Source organism: Caulobacter sp. DWR3-1-2 (assembly GCF_049896225.1).
GTDB lineage: Bacteria > Pseudomonadota > Alphaproteobacteria > Caulobacterales > Caulobacteraceae > Caulobacter.
On the sequence record NZ_JAFCTW010000012.1, the window covers coordinates 85,026 to 101,956 of the forward strand.

General features: G+C 65.1%; 19 protein-coding genes. 7 read left to right on the forward strand and 12 right to left on the reverse strand.

All coding sequences use genetic code 11. The annotated features are described in order from the left end of the window. Positions 1–51 precede the first annotated feature (51 nt). From ACP696_RS16140 to ACP696_RS16175, 8 genes are all read right to left on the reverse strand, one after another. Positions 52–822: an ABC transporter ATP-binding protein gene (locus ACP696_RS16140; protein ID WP_426012417.1), complete on the reverse strand. Its 771-nt coding sequence runs from the start codon at positions 820–822 to the stop codon at positions 52–54. Next, positions 819–1,625, reverse strand: a complete 807-nt coding sequence (locus ACP696_RS16145) for an MlaE family ABC transporter permease (protein WP_426012418.1) — start codon at positions 1,623–1,625, stop codon at positions 819–821. The genes ACP696_RS16140 and ACP696_RS16145 overlap by 4 nt, the downstream gene beginning before the upstream one ends. Position 1,626: 1 nt before the next feature. Further along, entirely contained in the window at positions 1,627–2,148 is a 522-nt protein-coding gene (mlaD, locus tag ACP696_RS16150) for an outer membrane lipid asymmetry maintenance protein MlaD (protein WP_426012420.1), read from the reverse strand. Between the two features lie 53 nt (positions 2,149–2,201). Next, positions 2,202–2,864, reverse strand: a complete 663-nt coding sequence (locus ACP696_RS16155; protein WP_426012422.1) for an MlaC/ttg2D family ABC transporter substrate-binding protein — start codon at positions 2,862–2,864, stop codon at positions 2,202–2,204. Next, a complete protein-coding gene (locus tag ACP696_RS16160) occupies positions 2,861–3,616 on the reverse strand; it encodes an MlaA family lipoprotein (protein WP_426012424.1) in 756 nt (251 codons plus the stop codon). Before ACP696_RS16160 ends, ACP696_RS16155 begins: the two co-directional genes overlap by 4 nt. A 255-nt stretch (positions 3,617–3,871) precedes the next feature. Continuing rightward, a complete protein-coding gene (locus ACP696_RS16165) occupies positions 3,872–4,279 on the reverse strand; it encodes a hypothetical protein (protein WP_426012426.1) in 408 nt (135 codons plus the stop codon). Between the two features lie 299 nt (positions 4,280–4,578). Further along, positions 4,579–4,968, reverse strand: coding sequence for a response regulator (locus ACP696_RS16170; protein WP_426012428.1), 390 nt, complete (start codon positions 4,966–4,968; stop codon positions 4,579–4,581). After that, on the reverse strand, positions 4,965–6,035 hold the full coding sequence (locus tag ACP696_RS16175) for a sensor histidine kinase (protein ID WP_426012430.1): 1,071 nt from the start codon (positions 6,033–6,035) through the stop codon (positions 4,965–4,967). Before ACP696_RS16175 ends, ACP696_RS16170 begins: the two co-directional genes overlap by 4 nt. A gap of 328 nt (positions 6,036–6,363) precedes the next feature. Between ACP696_RS16175 and ACP696_RS16180 the strand changes: the two genes are divergently transcribed. Both ACP696_RS16180 and ACP696_RS16185 read left to right on the forward strand, forming a co-directional pair. Beyond that, positions 6,364–7,008 (forward strand): Crp/Fnr family transcriptional regulator, encoded by a 645-nt coding sequence (locus ACP696_RS16180; RefSeq protein WP_426012432.1) that lies wholly within the window; start codon positions 6,364–6,366, stop codon positions 7,006–7,008. 196 nt (positions 7,009–7,204) lie between these two features. Beyond that, entirely contained in the window at positions 7,205–7,840 is a 636-nt protein-coding gene (locus ACP696_RS16185) for a type II toxin-antitoxin system HicB family antitoxin (RefSeq protein WP_426012433.1), read from the forward strand. A gap of 47 nt (positions 7,841–7,887) precedes the next feature. Here ACP696_RS16185 and ACP696_RS16190 read toward each other — a convergent pair whose 3' ends face one another. After that, a complete protein-coding gene (locus tag ACP696_RS16190) occupies positions 7,888–8,646 on the reverse strand; it encodes an N-formylglutamate amidohydrolase (protein ID WP_426044028.1) in 759 nt (252 codons plus the stop codon). A 35-nt stretch (positions 8,647–8,681) separates the two neighbouring features. Between ACP696_RS16190 and ACP696_RS16195 the strand changes: the two genes are divergently transcribed. From ACP696_RS16195 to ACP696_RS16205, 3 genes are read left to right on the forward strand one after another with little or no spacing between them, the layout of a single operon-like run. Further along, the gene (locus ACP696_RS16195; protein WP_426044029.1) at positions 8,682–9,644 is read left to right on the forward strand and encodes a transglutaminase family protein; all 963 of its coding nucleotides are present in this window, start codon (positions 8,682–8,684) and stop codon (positions 9,642–9,644) included. A gap of 17 nt (positions 9,645–9,661) precedes the next feature. Continuing rightward, positions 9,662–9,868: a hypothetical protein gene (locus tag ACP696_RS16200; RefSeq protein WP_426044030.1), complete on the forward strand. Its 207-nt coding sequence runs from the start codon at positions 9,662–9,664 to the stop codon at positions 9,866–9,868. After that, positions 9,865–10,464, forward strand: coding sequence for a transglutaminase-like domain-containing protein (locus ACP696_RS16205; protein ID WP_426044031.1), 600 nt, complete (start codon positions 9,865–9,867; stop codon positions 10,462–10,464). The genes ACP696_RS16200 and ACP696_RS16205 overlap by 4 nt, the downstream gene beginning before the upstream one ends. Before the next feature lie 379 nt (positions 10,465–10,843). Here the strand turns inward: ACP696_RS16205 and ACP696_RS16210 are convergent, their stop codons facing one another. Beyond that, positions 10,844–11,677 carry a glycosyl hydrolase gene (locus ACP696_RS16210; protein ID WP_426044039.1) on the reverse strand — a complete coding sequence of 278 codons (834 nt, stop codon included), beginning with the start codon at positions 11,675–11,677 and terminating at the stop codon, positions 10,844–10,846. A 197-nt stretch (positions 11,678–11,874) separates the two neighbouring features. Between ACP696_RS16210 and dinB the strand changes: the two genes are divergently transcribed. Both dinB and ACP696_RS16220 read left to right on the forward strand, forming a co-directional pair. Continuing rightward, the gene (gene dinB, locus ACP696_RS16215) at positions 11,875–12,951 is read left to right on the forward strand and encodes a DNA polymerase IV (RefSeq protein WP_426044032.1); all 1,077 of its coding nucleotides are present in this window, start codon (positions 11,875–11,877) and stop codon (positions 12,949–12,951) included. A gap of 32 nt (positions 12,952–12,983) precedes the next feature. Continuing rightward, on the forward strand, positions 12,984–13,109 hold the full coding sequence (locus ACP696_RS16220) for a hypothetical protein (protein WP_426044033.1): 126 nt from the start codon (positions 12,984–12,986) through the stop codon (positions 13,107–13,109). Here the strand turns inward: ACP696_RS16220 and ACP696_RS16225 are convergent. Together ACP696_RS16225 and ACP696_RS16230 are read right to left on the reverse strand one after the other, a co-directional pair. Beyond that, positions 13,106–13,636 carry an antirestriction protein ArdA gene (locus ACP696_RS16225; protein WP_426044034.1) on the reverse strand — a complete coding sequence of 177 codons (531 nt, stop codon included), beginning with the start codon at positions 13,634–13,636 and terminating at the stop codon, positions 13,106–13,108. The two genes, ACP696_RS16220 and ACP696_RS16225, sit on opposite strands and share 4 nt — an antisense overlap. 757 nt (positions 13,637–14,393) lie before the next feature. Continuing rightward, the gene (locus tag ACP696_RS16230) at positions 14,394–16,829 is read right to left on the reverse strand and encodes a response regulator (RefSeq protein ID WP_426032589.1); all 2,436 of its coding nucleotides are present in this window, start codon (positions 16,827–16,829) and stop codon (positions 14,394–14,396) included. Positions 16,830–16,931 lie beyond the last annotated feature (102 nt).

Below are 16,931 nucleotides of genomic sequence, written 5' to 3' on the forward strand. Positions count from 1 at the left end.
GCCGACGACGACCGCCACGAGCGCGACCGCCAACGAAAGGCGCGCTGTCGCCTAGACCGCGCTCGTCATGGGGCCGAGGGAGCGCCCGTCCACGAACTGGCGCACATAGGGATTGTCGGTAAGGTCCAGCTCTGCGGGCGAGCCGGTCCAGACAATCTTGCCGTCGTGCAGCATGGCGATCTGGTCGCCGATCGTCCGGGCCGAAGCCAGGTCGTGGGTGATCGACACCGCCGTGCAGCCCAGGCCCCGAACCTGATCGACGATGAGCTCGTTGATCGCCGCCGAGGTGATGGGGTCCAAGCCTGTCGTCGGCTCGTCGAAAAAGAGGATCTCGGGATTGGTCACCACGGCCCGCGCCAGGCCGACCCGCTTCTGCATGCCGCCAGACAGCGACGAGGGATAGGAGTCGGCGACGCCGGCGCCCAGCCGAACACGGCCCAGCGCCTCGATGGCCCGTTCCTTGGCGTCCTTGCGGGACACGCCGTCGGCGTTGATCAGGCGAAAGGCGACGTTCTCCCAGACGCTGAGGCTGTCGAACAGGGCCGCGCCCTGGAACAGCACGCCGATGCGCGAGAACAATTCGCGCCGCGCCTTGCCACCCAGGGCGTTGATGTTCTGGCCATCGACGAGCACCTGGCCGGCGTCGGCCTGCATCAGGCCCATGGCCACCTTGATGGTCACGGACTTGCCCTGGCCCGAGCCGCCGATGATCACCAGCGAACGGCCGGCGGCGACACTGAGATCCAGTCCGTCCAGCACCGGCGCGCCGCCGTCGAACCGTTTGCGGACACTCCGCCACTCAAGTTTGGCGATATCAGTCATGCGCGGGTGAACAGGGTTGTGAGGAAATAGTCGGAGGCGAAGATCAGGATGGCTGACGACACCACCGCATGGGTGGTCGCCCGGCCGACCCCGCGCGCCCCGCCCTTGGCGCTATAGCCGTGATAGCAGCCCATCAGCGCCACGATGAAGCCAAACACGGCCGCCTTGATCAGGCCCGACCCGACGTCCCACAGCTGCAGGAAATTGGCGGTGTTGCGGATGTAGACCGTCGAGTTGAAGTCCAGTATCCGCACCGCCACCAGCCAGCCGCCGGCCACGCCGATGATGTCGGCGACGAGGGTCAGCAGCGGCAGCACCAGGGTCGCGGCCAGCAGGCGCGGCGCGACCAGGTAACGAAACGGATCGGTCGAGAGCGTGCGCATGGCGTCAATCTGCTCGGTGGCCCGCATGGCCCCGATCTCGGCCGCGATGGCCGCCGAGACCCGGCCGGCCAGCATCAGGGCCGCCAGCACGGGTCCGAGCTCGCGCGTGATCCCCAAGGCGACGATCTGCGGCATCACCTGCTCGGCGTTGAACCGCCCGCCGCCGGTATAGATGTTCAGGCCCAGGGCGGCCCCGGTGAAGATCGCCGTCAGTCCCACCACCGGCAGCGAGAAGAAGCCGATGGCGACCAACTGGCGCAAGAACTGCTGGGGAAACCACGGCAGGGTGAATACCGAGATCAGGCCGCGCAGCGCGAACACCCCGACCGAGCCCACCATGCGCAGAGCGGCCAGTGTCGAGTGTCCGATGACGCGGAAGGGTTTGAAGACGGCGGGGAGCGCCGCGACACCGGCGGTCATCTCAGTAGCTTTCCGCCGGCACGGTCGCGGCGGCTGGAACGGCGGGCGTCGCGGTCGGCGCAGCCTCGGTAGCGGCGCCCTGCGGTCGCATCACCGAGCCGATCAGCCCGAACAGATCCACGGCGCCTTGGGTGTTCTCAATCTCGCCGCCCGGCTTGATGTTCCCCATCGCTCCGCCTGGCGCGATCGATACGTGAACGCCGCCCAGCAGGCTGTCGCTGGTCACCTTGGCGGTGGAATCGGCCGGCAGCTTGACGTCGTTGTCCAGGCTCAGCTTGGCGACGGCCAGGAAACTCTTCGGATCCAGTCTGATTTCCGAAACAGTGCCGACCTTGACCCCCGCCACGCTGACGGCGGAGCCCGGCGCCAACGAACCGACCTGGCCAAACCTGGCCGTCACCTCATAGCCGCCCGGCTTGGTTCCCACGTCGCCCACGCTCAGCGAGTAGACCAGAAACCCCGCCGCGAGGACGAGGACGAGGAGACCCATCAGGGTCTCGGCCCATTGTTCGCGCAAGCCCATATCCTTTCGAAGCCAGCGGGGCGGCCGCCCGAACGGCCCGCCCCGGTCTTGGTCTATTTGCGCGCGGCGGGACGCCGGGCGTCGCGCTGCAGCTGTGAAATCAGCACGTCGACATTGCCGCCGGCGTTATCGATCGTCGAAACGAAGTCCTGCTGCTGGGTGATGGCCAGCCACACCCCCTTGAACTGCACATCGACCACTTTCCACGACGCTCCGCCGCCCATCACCCGCCAGGCCACCGGCACGGGCTGACCCACCTGGCCGCCGGAAATCACGGTGTTGACGATCACGTCGCCCGGCTTGCGAACGGTCGAGCCCGTCACTTTCAGTGTCTCGCCGTGATAGTCGTCGATCCGGTTCTGATAGACGCCCTCGGCATAGACGCGGAACGCGGCGGAGAAGCGCTGGCGCTGGTCCGGCGTGATCGTCCGGGCATACTTGCCCAACACGAAATTGGTGATCTTCGGCACGTCGGCCAGATCGTCGATCGCCGCGTGGAAGGTCGCCTTCTTCTGCGCGACGTTCTGGCCCTTGTCGGCTAGCACGCCAATGACGCGCTGGGCCTTGACCTGCACAAACTGCTCAGCTTGCGGGCTGCGGCTCGCTTGCGCCAGGCCGGGCGTGGCCTGCCACAGCACGCCGAGGCCGGCGAGGGCGGCAACGGCCATGCGGCGCGTGGGGTGGGATTTCATGGAGGTCGCTTCCAGATCGGTCATGGTTTTCCTGTCGGGCTCAGCGTGGCGGGCGCATTGGCGGGCGGCGCGTCATCGAAGTCCGGCAAAACCTGAACCTCGCCCGTGGCCTCGCGCACCAGGGCCTCGCGATGCTGTCCATAGGCGGATCGCGCGGCTACGTAGGGGTCGAGCGAGTCGTCCAGCGCCCGGAAGGCGTTGTCGGCGCTGCTGCGCGTATCGACGGTTTGGGCGACCAGGCGGGTCGCGCCGAAAGTGGTCTTCCAGCCGCCGCCGACCATGGCCACCGGATCGGTCGCGAAGTCGAATACCCGGCCCACGCCCTCGCGGAAATGCAGCGGCCCCATGATCGGCACATAGAGATAGGGGCCGGCCTTGACCCCATAGCGGCCGAAGGTCTGGCCAAAATCAGCGTCGTGCGGCGGCAGGCCCAGCTTGGCGGCCACATCGAACAGGCCCAGCAGGCCGATCGTCGAATTGATCAGGAAACGCGAGCTGGTGACGCCCATGCGCTTGGGGTGACCTTGCAGGATGTCGTTCAAGGCGGTGCTGGGCTCGCCCAGATTATAGACCACCGCGCTGACGCGATGTTGCACCGGGGTCGGCGTCACCTTCATGTACCCGTGGGCGATCGGGCCGATCAAGGCTCGGTCCACCCCCATGCTGAAGCCATAGCTGGCGCGGTTGACGCGCTCGAGCGGATCATAACCAAGCTGCTCGTTGGCGGGGACTTGCGCCACGCTTTCGACGACCGTCGAGGCGGCGCCTTCGGGCAAGGCTTGCGCTCCAACCGGGGACGCTGAAAACGCCAAGCCGCTCGCCACGAGCAAGCCCGCGACCCGCGAGAGCGAAAACAGGTTCGAGTTTCTCGCCAAAGCGCCGATCATTCCAGTCTCCTGCCGGAGACCGGCACGGGGCATGTAGGCGCCGCGACAAGCTAAGCAAGTGCGGCGCGGCCTCCTTCACGTCATTCCGCTCACTGGAATACGCGCCCGCCCCCGTCTGGATGCATCTCCGCCGCTTGCCATCCTTCACTGCCCCGGAGCGACTCGCCAGACCGTGTTGGAGAGATCGTCGGCGATCAGCAGGATCCGCTTCTTCGGATCGAAGGCGACACCCACAGGGCGGCCGCGCGCATGGCCGTTCTGATCGAGAAAGCCCGTGACGAAGTCGACCGGCTTGCCCGCCGGCTTGCCACCCGAGAACGGGACCCAGACGACCTTGTAGCCAGAGAGGTCCTGCCGGTTCCAACTGCCATGCTCACCCACGAACGCGCCGTGGGCGAAGGCCCCGCCAAAGCCGCCGTCCCGCGCGAAGCTTAGCCCCAGCGCCGCGACGTGCGAGCCCAGCGCGTAGTCGAGGACGAGTATCTGCTGGCCGACATCCTGGCCGACGCGCTGACCGACCTCGGCGCCGAGGTGGTCGGCCCCATCGGTCAACCGGCGCAGGCCATCGCGTTGATCGAGACCACGCCGGTGGATGGCGCGGTGCTGGATATCAACCTGCGCGGGGAGATGGTCTATCCACTGGCATGCTCACAAACTTCGGCGCTCCGTATGTTTTCGCCACCGGATACGAGCAGGATTCCATTCCGACGAGGTACGAGGACGTCACGATCTTGATCAAGCCCGTGGATGTTTGACAGTTGAAGTCGCTGCTCTTGGCGGAGCGCGGATGATCCTGACGCCCGCCCCTTGGCCGCTGAGGCTCGCCGCGCCGAGGCTCAGACTTCCGAGGCTCAGACTTCCGAGGTCTCATGCTTGCGGCAGGCTCTGGCGACAGCGTCGATCAGCAGCCGGGGATCCACCGGCTTTTCAAGCAGCTCCACCTCGTTGAAATCGTCGGGCAGGACCTCTCGCCCATAGCCGGTGGCGAACACGAAGGGCACGTCGCGCTGCTTCAGCGCGCGGGCCATGATAAACGAAGGCCCCTCACCCAGATTGATGTCCAGGACGCCGCAATCAACCCGGCCTTGCGCCACGCGTGAGAGACTTTCGGCCACGCGCGCATAGGGGCCGGCGACATTGGCGCCCGCCGCCGCCAAGACCCGGCGGGTGTCATCGGCGAGATAGTAGTCGTCCTCGACCAGCAGCACGTCCATGCCAGCAAGGCTCTTTGAAGTCGTCATGCGTCGTCCCCCGCCGTCGTCGTCACGCCCCCCACACTTGAGGACCCCATCGCGGCGACGGGCGCGAGCGGGAAGGCGATCCGACAAACCACGCCGCCAGGGCGAAACTCTATGTCGGCTTCGCCCGCGAGTTCGTAGGGTAGTCGACGTTTCAGCAGATTAGTTCCGAAACCCTGCCGACGCGGAGCCTGGCTGGCGATCGCGACGCCCGACTCCATCCACACCAGTTCGAGTTGTTGCCCTCGCGCTCCAGCCTGATCCAGCTTCCAGGTGATGTCGAGTTTTCCCGAGGCTTGGGACAGGGCGCCGAATTTCGTGGCGTTGGTCGCCAGCTCGTGGATCGCCAGCGTCATCAGGTCAGCCGCCTTGGGCGGCAAGACGATCTCGGGTCCGCCAAGGTTCAGCCGGTCCTGATCGGCGCTCTGGGTCAACAGCTCGTCGCGGATCATGCCTTCGAGATCGACACCCGCATGGGGATTGCGCAACAGCACGCCATGGACGCGCGCCACGGCGGCGATGCGGCCGTCCAGGTGGGCGGCCAGATCCTCCACCGTGTCGCTGCTCTCCGCGCTTCGCGCGACCAGCGACCTGACCACGGCCAAGAGATTGCGCACGCGATGCTGCAGTTCGCTGATGGACGCGCCCGCGTCGAGCCTGGCTGGACTGGTCACTGGAAAGGCCAGCACCAGCATCGCGCCCACCTGCCCGCTCTCGTCGCGGATCGGGGCGCAGGACAGATTGAACGCTGGCGTCCCCGGCGATGCGCCGATCGTCCAGCCTTGGCTGGCCAGCAGGATGCTGCGCCCGGCGAACACCTCGCCCGCCGCCTTGGCCAGGCTGCTGTCCGGATCATCCCGCTTGAGGGATCGGCCCAAGGCGCGGGTGGCCGCCGAACCATCGCGATAGAGGGCGTCGAAAGCGAGGTTGTGCATCTGCACCAGCTGTGGACCGATGAACAGGGCGCCCGGCGCGCCGGCGCCCAACATGAGGTCGATGGCCGCGCAGAGGCTACCCGGCCAGTCCGCGCGCGGGCCCAGCGGCGTCTGCTCCCAGGGCAACGCTGACAAGCGATCCGCGCCTGGGCCGTTCATCGCTCCCGCAAGCGTCGCCATCGTCCCTCGCTGTGTTCAGAACATCATAGCATTCCGGTCCAAGGAAAAAAGCAACGCCACCGCCCATTCCGACTCGACCTAGCTCTCGCATCGGCACAGGGTATGTTCGGGACGGGGCTCGCCAAGTGTTGGAGCGAGTATGCGCAAAGCAGGGTTCGGAAAAATACTGCATCCGGCGTTGCTGTGAAGCTCGCTAGAGGACTGAACCGTGGTGAGCGCTAACTCTCATTCCACGTTGACGTCAACCGAGCGCAGCTTCACGCGCCGACTACAGGCGTTCGGCGTGCAGGACAGCGAAATCGCGCTTCTGGACACGCTGCTGCATGCGCCCGTCGGCTATCAGACGGGCGAGGTCTTGCATCCATCACGGCCGGGCGCCCCGCCATTTTTCTTGCTGTCTGGATGGGCGTGCCTGTCGCGGGAACTCCACGACGGGCGCCGTCAGGTGGTGGCGTTCCTGCTTCCTGGTGATGCCGTGGGGTTTGATTTGCTGACCCAATCCCGCGAAAGCACGAAAATCACCGCCGTGACGGCCGTGAGCGTTCAGCGGGTCCGGCCATCATTGATCGGCCAGATCACGGGATCACCCGGTCTGAGCCGCGCTCTGGCCATCGCGTCGGATCAGCAGCAGACACGGCTGATCAATCAGGTAGTGCGCCTGGGCAGGCAAACCGCCTACGAGCGCTGCGCGCACCTCCTTCTGGAGCTTCATGCGCGCCTGGCGGAGGTTGGCGAGACCTATGGCGACAGCTTTCGCCTGCCCGTGAAGCAGGAAATTCTGGCGGACGCTCTGGGCCTCAGCCTCGTTCACGTCAATCGGACCCTTCAACAATTGCGGCGCGACGGCCTGGTGGAGGTGCACGGTGGCTTGGCGATCCTGCAAGACCGCGCGGCCCTTGCGGAGATCAGTGAGTTCCGCGCGCTCTAGCCTGCGCGGCGTCGCAACGGGTGGCCCCGGCGAAGGAACGCGGGGGCCGTGCTCCGCCAAAGTTGGGGACGAGGCTCGCAGGCCATCACTTTGGCGGCGACGCAAGACTAGCGCGCCTCAATGTTCCCTCCCTCCCCTTGAAATTGCGCAAAACTACACAATTTGCTCAATCAGGCTTTCGTGAAGGGATTGGGTCATGTCCACGGTTATCTATGTCGCGCTCGTTTCCGGCGGTCAGGCGGACGGCTACAAGGCGCACTTCCACGACCTTCCCGACTGCGCCGTCAGCGGTGGCGGCTTGGCCGAACTGCTGATCAACGCCCGGCAGGCGCTCATCGAACGCCTCGAAGCGTTCGAGACGGACGGCGACGCCTGGCCGTCCGCGACGCCGATCGAACAGATCACGCCTCAGGTCGGCGCGATGCCCATCCCTGTCGATGTCACGGTCGATGATCCCCCTATCCGCGTGAACATCTCGCTGGGTGAACGGCTGGTGCAGCGCCTGGACGCGGCGGCTTCGGCCGGCGGCATGACGCGTTCGGGCTATATCGCCAAGGCCGTGCGCGTCAGCCTCGGCGAGGGGTCGCAGGCGCAGGGCGACTTCGACGCGGTTAGTCGGCGTCTGCAAGACGAGCTGAGCGTCCTGGGCCGCCGGATCAATGACAGCATCGGTCCGGATTCGGCGTTTACCCGTCGCATGAACGAGCTCGACGAGCGGCTCTATGAGGGCGTTCGCAAGGCGGCCGATAACGTCTCGGCGGCCATGGCCCGCAAGCTCGATGACGCCAAGGCCGCTGGCGGCGGAGAAACTCCCGCGCCGGCAGCCAGCTGAATTCGGCGTCACAGGCCACGGGGCGGCGCTGAAAGGAAGGCGCGAGGTTAGCGCGCTCGCCCCTCATGTTGGCCGGCCGCAAGGACGGGCGCGAGGAGATCGGCGACGCGCGCCTGCCCTTCGGCGTCCGCGATCAGATCTTGCCGAACCTCCAGCTCGAGATAGTCCAGTCCGCGCGCGTCGGCGTGGTGGGGGATCGTGAAATCCGTGTCGTCCATGGCGTAGGGCTGATTGTCACCCACATCGTCTCCGGATGCGGCGGTAAGGGCCTGTAGCACTGCGGCCGAAAACGCGGAGTCACGTTGGTGCAGGACACCAAAGCGCCAGGGCCGCGCACTGCCATCGAGGGTGGGGGTGAAACTGTGGAGGGAGACGATGAGGGTCGGCCGCTCCGCCCGGCGATCAAGCTCGGCGGCGATCGCCGCATGATAGGGCGCGAAGATCTCGGCCTCGCGCGCACGGCGCGCCGCGGCGTCAAGCGCGAAATTGCCCATCACCGCCGCGCCGTCGCTGACCGCCGGGATCGACCCCGCCGCGCCGCGCCAGCGGTTGCAGTCGATCACCAGCCGGGAATAGGTCTGGCGAAGGAACACGGCGTCTAGTCGGCCAGCCAGGCGCGCGCCGAGGCCCGCGACGCCGATGTCCCAGGCGATGTGGCGCTCCAGTTCGGCGGGGTCCAGACCCAGATCGCCTAGCCGGCCTGGAATGAGTCGCCCGGCATGATCGCCCAGCAGCAAAATATCCGAAGAACCGCCCGGATTATCGACAGCGACCGGATCAATGTCGCCCGCGACCAGCAGCCTCATCGACGCATCGCCCGAGTCTCCCTCACCTTGCTGCAATGTCGATCCTCTCGATCCGTCACCTGACTCGTTATCGCTATCGCAAGCCGGTGGCGTTTGGCGAACACCGCATGATGTTTCGACCGCTGGAGAGCTATGACCAGCGCGTGATCAGCACGGAGCTGGTGATCGGTCCCGAGCCCAGCCAAGTCCGCTACGTCCATGACGTGTTCGGCAACTGCGTCACCATCGCCCGCTTCGCCGAGCGGGCCAGCGAACTGTCGTTCGAAAGCCGCGTGACTCTCGATCACCGACCCCTGCCCGCCTTCGCCGGGGTCGACGGCGAGATCGAGGCCTATGGCGGCACGATGCCCTTCGCCTATAGCCCCGAAGACATGCCCGACCTGCTGCGATCGATGGAGCGCCAGCACCCCGATTCCGAAGGCGCATTGGAGCGTTGGGCGCGCAGTTTCCTGCGCCACGACGGCCGCACCGCTCTGCAGACCCTTCTGGCCGATATGACCCAGGCGATCTACAGCGAGTTTCGCTATGCCCCGCGGCTCCAGGGCCACGCGCAATGCCCCGCCGAGACCTTGGCGCTGCGCACTGGAACCTGCCGCGATTTCGCGGTGCTGATGATGGAAGCGGTCCGTTCCCTCGGCCTGGCCGCCCAGTTCGTCAGCGGCTACCTCTACTGCCCACCGCGACCGGCCGGCCTGCCCGCCAAGCTGGGCGGCGGGCACACCCACGCCTGGGTGCGGGTCTACCTGCCGGCCTGTGGCTGGGTGGAGTTCGACCCGACCAACGGCATCGTCGGCAACGCCGATCTGATCCGCGTGGCGATCGCTCGCGATCCCCGCCAAGCCCTGCCCCTCTCTGGGGGATGGTCTGGTGAAGCTGGTGATTGCCTGGGCATGGAAGTCGAGGTCGAGGTGCTGAGCGAGCATGATTGCGCCATGGCCTCGACTTCACCATTCGCTCAGCAACCCCAGTCAAGCACGGACGTTGCCCTGGCCAGCTAGACCCTCAGGACAACGCGATGCGCATCAAGGCGGGCTTTCAGATCACCTATGACTGCCCGGCGCCCACGCCGATGTTGTTGATGCTCAACGTCCATCCCGACCGTCAAGGCCACTGGAAGCGCCCGACACCATCCGTATCGACCGGGACGTCCGACTCTCCAGCTATGTCGACGCATTTGGAAATCTCTGCAGCCGGGTCGTGCTGCCGCAAGGCCGTTCGGTGATCGCCGCTGATTTCATCGCCCGCGACAGCGGGGCGCCCGACCCGGTCCTGCTCAACGCCCCGGCCTCCCGAATCGAGGACCTGCCCGACGACGTGATCGTGTTCCTGCTGGGCAGTCGATATTGTGAGACCGACACCCTCAGCGACCTGGCTTGGTCGTTGTTTGGAAACATTCCCCCCGGCTGGGCGCTGGTCCAGGCGATCGTCGATTACACCCATGACCGCATCGCGTTTGGCTATGCCCATGCCAGGGCGACGAAATCCGCCTGGCAGGCCAATGAGGAGCAGCGCGGTGTCTGTCGCGACTATGCCCACCTCGCCATCACGCTCTGTCGCTGCATGAACATTCCCGCCCGCTACTGCACCGGCTACCTTGGCGACATCGGAATTGCGCCCGTCGATGCGCCCATGGATTTCAGCGCCTGGTTCGAGGCCTATCTCGATGGCGGCTGGCGCACCTTTGATGCGCGCCACAACACCCCTCGCATCGGCCGCATCCTGATGGCCCGCGGCCGCGACGCAACCGACGCGGCGATCACGACCGCATTTGGGCCGGCGCTGCTCCAAGGCTTCGTGGTCGAGACCGACGAGCTTTGAGGACGTAGCCAAGACGTGAACAGGCTCGGTCCGTCAGCAAACGCGATCGTCACTGGGGGGTTGGCGGAGACGGAGTCCGCCCTATCCAATTTTTTCTTACGCTATTTCAATGTGTTATAAAGACGCAGTTTTCGCTATACACGGTTCTATATACGGTTTTGTCGCCAGCTTGTTGGGGCGTGAATGCGTTCCGGGATGTGCGGTCGCTTTTTCTACGCGGGATTCTGCGGCGGCGGCGGGAATTCTTCAAAAGCTCACCCCCGGCCCCCCGAACGGCTTGGGCAACTCGTCCTTGGTCAGATATCACCGCGAGCCGTAGTAGCCTTCAGGCGTGCAGCGTCATTCTGGGTTGGATCCGTCAGCCATCGCGTATGCCAGGTCATGAACCAAAACCAATCGGCTTCGGGCCAATCAGGGCTGGATCCGGAATATGGCCGTTCTCGTGCAAGCAGATCGGCACGCTGCCGTCGACGATGTCTTTGACCTTGCCGAACATCGGGGCGAGGTTGCCGTGATCCTCGGCATAGATGTCGGCTCCGGCGACATCGACGCGTTCACGCCCCGGATACCAGGCCGGATCGACATTCTGGCCCGACCAACCCAACACCCCGATCAGGTTGCCCAGCCCACGACGATAGGTGAACTCGTCGTACATCAGCGCCCAGAGCGCCTTGAACGCGTCGGGGCCGTGCTTGCCCCACCAGAACCAGTCGCCCGAAAATTCGTGGAGCGGTCGCCAGAGCACCGGCACGCGCCGATCGCGTAGGACGGCCAGCAGGTAGCCGATCTGCTTCAGATCACGATGCAAGGCGATGTTCTGCGGCGTGCCGGGCTTGAGCGCCGCGACGAGGTCGAAGTCCTTCTTGGAATTCTCGTAGCCCGCGCCGATATCGGGAGCGTCCCAGTGCCAGCACAGGGTGACGATGCCGCCCGAGCCACGCCAGGCCGTGACGCGGTCATTGACCGCCGTGTTGTCGCGGGGATCGATGTAGTCCAGACCGAGGATCGCGGGCTGGCGACCGGTCACCTTGGCGATGTCGTCGAGCTCGAGCGGGGTGGCGTGGCCCACGCCTTCCTGCTGGCCGGTCAGGGTCTTGCGGCCGTAGAGGCTCCAGAGAGAGCTGTAGAGGGCGCGAGCCTCGTTCGAGGCCTGGGGATTGCTCAGACGGCGCGGCGGCGGATCGGCCCAAGATGTCGTACGCCCGGCGGCCAGTGCGAGGGCCCGAGGTCAGCGTCGTCCGAAGCGGAACCTCCATCAACCGACCTGCCCTATCTATGCCTACCTCACCGAGCGGAGCAGAGCTCGCCCATCCCTCCCGGTCAATCCGACGGCCGCTGGCCGGGGGTGAGGCTAGGCTCAAGCGACGATTAGTTCCCGTTTCGTTCTCCTCTTGCTAGACTGGAGTCGCCATGACCGCGCCCCCGCGCAAGATCATCCATATCGACATGGACGCCTGCTATGCGTCGGTGGAACAGCGCGATGATCCCAGCCTGAATGGCAAGCCCCTAGCCGTCTGCCACGGCGCGCGGCGCGGGGTGGTGGCAGCCGCTAGCTACGAGGCGCGCCAATTTGGGGTGCGTTCGGCCATGCCCTCGACCACGGCGCTGCGCCAATGTCCGCAGCTGGTGTTCGTGCCGCCCAGGTTCGAGGTCTACAAGGCCGTGTCGCGCCAGATCCACGAGATCTTCGCCGACCATGCCGACCTGATCGAGCCGCTGTCGCTGGGCGAGGTCTATCTGGACGTCACCGCCAATCGCGCGGGCCTGGCCGCCGCCACCGACACGGCCAAGGAAATCCGCGCTCGCATCCTGGAGGCCACGGGCCTGACGGCCTCGGTGGGGATTTCTTACAACAAATTCCTGGCCAAGCTGGCCTCCGACCAGCGAAAATCCAACGGCCAGTTCGTGGTCGCGCCGGGCAAGGGCGAAGCCTTTGTCCAGACCCTGCCGATCGGCCGCTTTTACGGCGTCGGCGCGGTGACCGAGGCCAAGATCAAGCGCCTGGGTATCCACACCGGCGAGGACCTGCACCGCCAGTCGCTGACCTTCCTGCAGCAGCATTTCGGCAAGTCGGGGCCTTGGTACCACGCCATAGCGCGCGGCGAGGACCATCGCCCGGTCAATGGCGAGCGAGTGCGCAAGTCATCGGGCTCGGAGACCACCTTCGAGACCGACCTGACCGACCCGGCCGCCATCGAGGCGGAGGTCCTGGCCTTGGCCGACAAGGTCTGGGGCTGGTGCAAGACCGCCCAGGCGTTTGGCCGCACGGTGACGGTGAAGATCAAGTTCGCCGATTTCCAGCAGGCGACCCGCAGCCGCTCGGCGCCCGGCCCGGTGTCGCACCGCGAGCACCTGCGCCGCCTGGGCCGCGACCTGATCGGCTCGGTCCTGCCCTCGCCCAAGGGCGTCCGCCTGGTCGGGGTGACGGTGTCCAATTTCCAAGCCGCGCCGGCCGAGCGCCTGCCCCAACCGGCGCTGATCGGCTAGCGCGCCGTTCCGCCCTGCTCTAGGTTCTCTCCATGACCCCTCGCCTTCGCCCCACCGCCCGCCTGCTGACCCCCGCCGGTTGGGCCAGCCTGCTCGCCGTGGCGCTGATCGTCGGCGCGGCCGCCTGGGCGCTGGTGGTCGTCCTGCCCGGCGCCTAGCGCGACCAGAACACGTGAACTTCGTCGTGGGCGGTCTCCACGGTGAAGACCTCCCCGTTCAGCCGCGCGTCCCGCCCCATGGCCTCCCAATCGATATAGAGGCGCAAGGCCTCCGGGATGGTCAGGGTTTCCTCGGTCATTTCCTGATAGCAGTCGGCCAGGCTTTCGAAGACGCCACGATAGTCCTCGTCCAGTGCGCTCGCCGCAGCATCCACGTCCCCACAGAAGTGCTCCAGCACCAAGGCCCCCAGGGTCCCACGCTCGCGCAGGAAACTGGCGATCGCCACCACCTTGTCGACCCCGGCATATTCGGCGATCTCAACCCCGCCAAAGCCCTCATGATCGTGAATGGCGTACTCCTCGGCGCCCGCCACGGGCGAGGCCTTCAGCATCGCGTTGGTGGCGTCTCGCACGGCGTCGGCGTCATCCTCGACATCGATCCAGACGCCGTGCAGCCAGCCGTTGTTATAGGCCGCCAGACAGGCGACATGGATGCGGGGTTTCAGCTTTTCAGTGGCTTGTCCCATGATCTTCATCCTTAAAGCAGGGGTTCAACATGAACCCTTGCCCGTCGGCGAGACCGGGGGTGCAAGCGGAGGGGCGGCTTCGCGGGGACCCGGCTGGCAGGCCGGCAAAGCCGGCCGAAGCTGGGCGGAAGACGATCCAAAGCGCGCCGGGGGCGGAGCCCCAAGCCCTTCGTCGCCCCTGACGGCGGCTGCTCGTCACCCTTATGGCTTATGTTGTTGGTCCTCGTCAGGCGACACGTCGGACGTTGGAACCGGGTGATGGATCGTGCGCTTTCCTCGGCCGACATGGATTTCGGTCTACTCGGATCCTCGATTCACGCCCTGAAATGATGGGGTTGCACCCGGTGCTGGCAATGCTGGCCGCCGGAGCAAAAGCACATGCAGATCCCTGAGAAGGGTGGTGAACTGCCTCTAGAGCATCATCAGCGGCATCGTAACGGACCAAACCGGCCGCCTGCAGCAGCGACAACGGCCAACAGCGCATCGCCCGCGACCCCACGGGACCAGCGCGCCGCTCAAATCCCCATAGGCTGCTACCGCCATCCCGCGGGTCAGACTTCGAGCTTTCTCAGACACCCGCCCTCGGGGTCAGCCCCGTCGCCGCGCCTGGCGGGCGTCCAAGAAACCTAAACAGATGCGGAAACTCAGTCGGCTCCAGATTCCGGACGTTGAGCCGAAAGCCGCAATCGCGAGCTCCGGCCCGAAAACAACATGCGCCGGGCTCCGCGGTTTGTCGTTAGACCGCGACTACAAGGTCCTAGAGGTCTCGATCTGCAACCCGTTGGAGCAACCCAAATAGCTCATCAAGCCGTATGGGCTTATCGAGGTGCCCATCCATGCCGGCTTTGCGGTACTCGACCAAAAACTCGCTCGCCGCGTCGGCCGACAGAGCTATGATCGGAGTTCGCGATCGGCCGTGGGCCTCTTCCCAGAGACGCATCGCCCGGGTCGCTTCGATGCCGTTCATCTCAGGCATCCGAACATCCATCAGCACGAGATCGAACTTGCCGTCCTGAAAGGCGCCTAGGGCTGCGGCCCCGTTGGCCGCTATTTTCAAGTCAAACCTGGTACCTTCCAGCATGGCGGTGATGAGTTGCTGGTTGGCGGCGTTGTCCTCGGCGAGAAGAATCCGCAGAGGCTCGTCTACCGCCACGTTTTCAACCGTTTTGAGGTGGGTCAACCGAACCATGGGCTCGCCGCCGCACGTAGGCGACAACTGGCTTTGCAACTGTCCGTCCTCCAACGTCCATTCAAGCTTAAGCAGCCGTCCCAGAGCGTCCAGCAGCTCTGAGTTGTCGATGGGCTTGCTTATGAAGGCGTTAGCTCCGCCGGCGAGCGCAATGCTCTCGGCATGTTCGGGGCTGTCGGCTGAGTTCGCCAAGACAGCGATGCCCTTCAAAGAATCCATCATGCGCAGCATGGCCGTTGTCTGAAGCCCGTCCAGGACGGGCATCCTCAGGTCCATCAAGATCAAGTCAGGCGATACGGCTTGCGCCCGCTGCAGCGCCTCGACGCCATTGGCTGCGATGGAAACTTCAAACCCGAGCTGGATCAGTAGATCCCGGACAACGTTACGGCTGTCGTTGTTGTCATCCACCACAAGTACGTGGCGGCGGGGGCCGGAATATCCCCGGACCTGCTCGATCGCCAACCTGCCAGCCGCTGCGGGTCGTTCTGCCAGAGGGAATGTCACGTCGAACCAGAAACTTGTGCCCTGCCCGACGCGGCTGCGCACTTCGATGCTGGAACCCATCAAATCAGCGAACTGCCGGCTTATCGTCAGCCCAAGCCCCGTACCGCCCTCCTGAGTGCCCACGGCGCCCACCTGCTCGAAGGGGCGGAAGATTAGCTCCAGCTCGTGCTCTGCAATCCCGGGGCCGCTGTCCTGGACTTCAAATCGGATGGTCGCGCTCTGTTCAGTGCGCCGCAAGTGGCTCACCACCAGCGACACCCTCCCCTCCTCGGTGAATTTGACCGCATTAGACAGCAGGTTCAGAAGGATCTGACGCAGGCGCTTTTCGTCGGCCTGAACGGCGCTGACCACGTCGTCGTCGATCAGACAGTTGAATTTAAGTCCCTTCTCTTCGGCCCGCACGCCTATCATCTCGCAAACGCCAGCAGCCATCGCCTGCAAGTCGGTCGGCGCGGGATGCAATTGCATCTTGCCCGCTTCGATTTTTGAGAGGTCGAGCAGGTCAGTGATTAGGGAGAGTAGATGCTTTCCGCTGCGGTGGATCGTTCGAACCGGCTCCACATGGCCGGCCGACAGGTCAGCGCGCAGGAGCAACTGGGCATAGCCCAATATTGCATTCAGGGGCGTCCTCAGCTCGTGGCTCATACTAGCCAGGAAGTCTGACTTGGCCCGGCTGGCTCGTTCGGCCGCAGCCTTGGCTTGCTTCAGCACGGCTGTGTCCTGCCTGGCCTTTCGGAAACGAACGAGCATGTAAAGCAGCAGCGCTACGCCCCACACGACGAGGATGCCCAGATAGAGTTGCGCAGGCGTCGCGGCCGAACGCCGGAGCTTGATGGAATTGAGACGAAACGCGTACCGCCCAGGCGCAGCTGAGGCCCCGGTCGAGATCTCGATTCCAACGATGTTGTCCAGCTGACGTCTCGCCAACTCGGGCTGAAGATTTTTGCCCTGTAGCCACCATTCAGCGACGCTGAAGTCCTCTGCGTGAAAGACTAGCCTCTGCCCCCCTGGCTTTAGACTGAAATCTACTTTGTTGACTTTATTTGTCGAGCGGTCCCCCGGTTTGGAGTACCGGTCGTCGCGGTTCTTCAGGCCCAGGCGGGCCGTCGACGGGGGTCCGCTATAGGCAAATTCAAGCTCGATGCTGTCTAGGTTACGGAGGTCTAGCCCGGGGCGTGTCCCATATCCGTCGAACGCCACCTCGTAACCACAATACATGCTAGGCGCGCCAGGTCTCAAAGCGCACGTAAAGCGCAGAGGTTTATCTGCATCTTCTAGTGTTGAGGCGCCGCCGCTCGCCTGATCCGCATAGCCGCTGTAAAGGAACTCTCCAGCCGTCGCTTGGGAGATCAGGATGTCGCGGCCGAAAATCTGCCGCTGGAAGCCAATCACGGCTACCGTAAGCAACAGCAGCGCCAGCAGGGTGATTTCGGCCCCGTGACGGGCAATGCTCCCGCTGAGATCGCGCCCGGGTTGCTTCGGAGCCTTCCTGGCTTTCATCTCGTCACCCCCTGTAGCTTTGCTGTGCCTGCGTATCGATTAGCGGTGAACAAATTGCGCTCTCGCGTCCCCAACACCCTGTTGAGGCCCAGCCTTCACAAC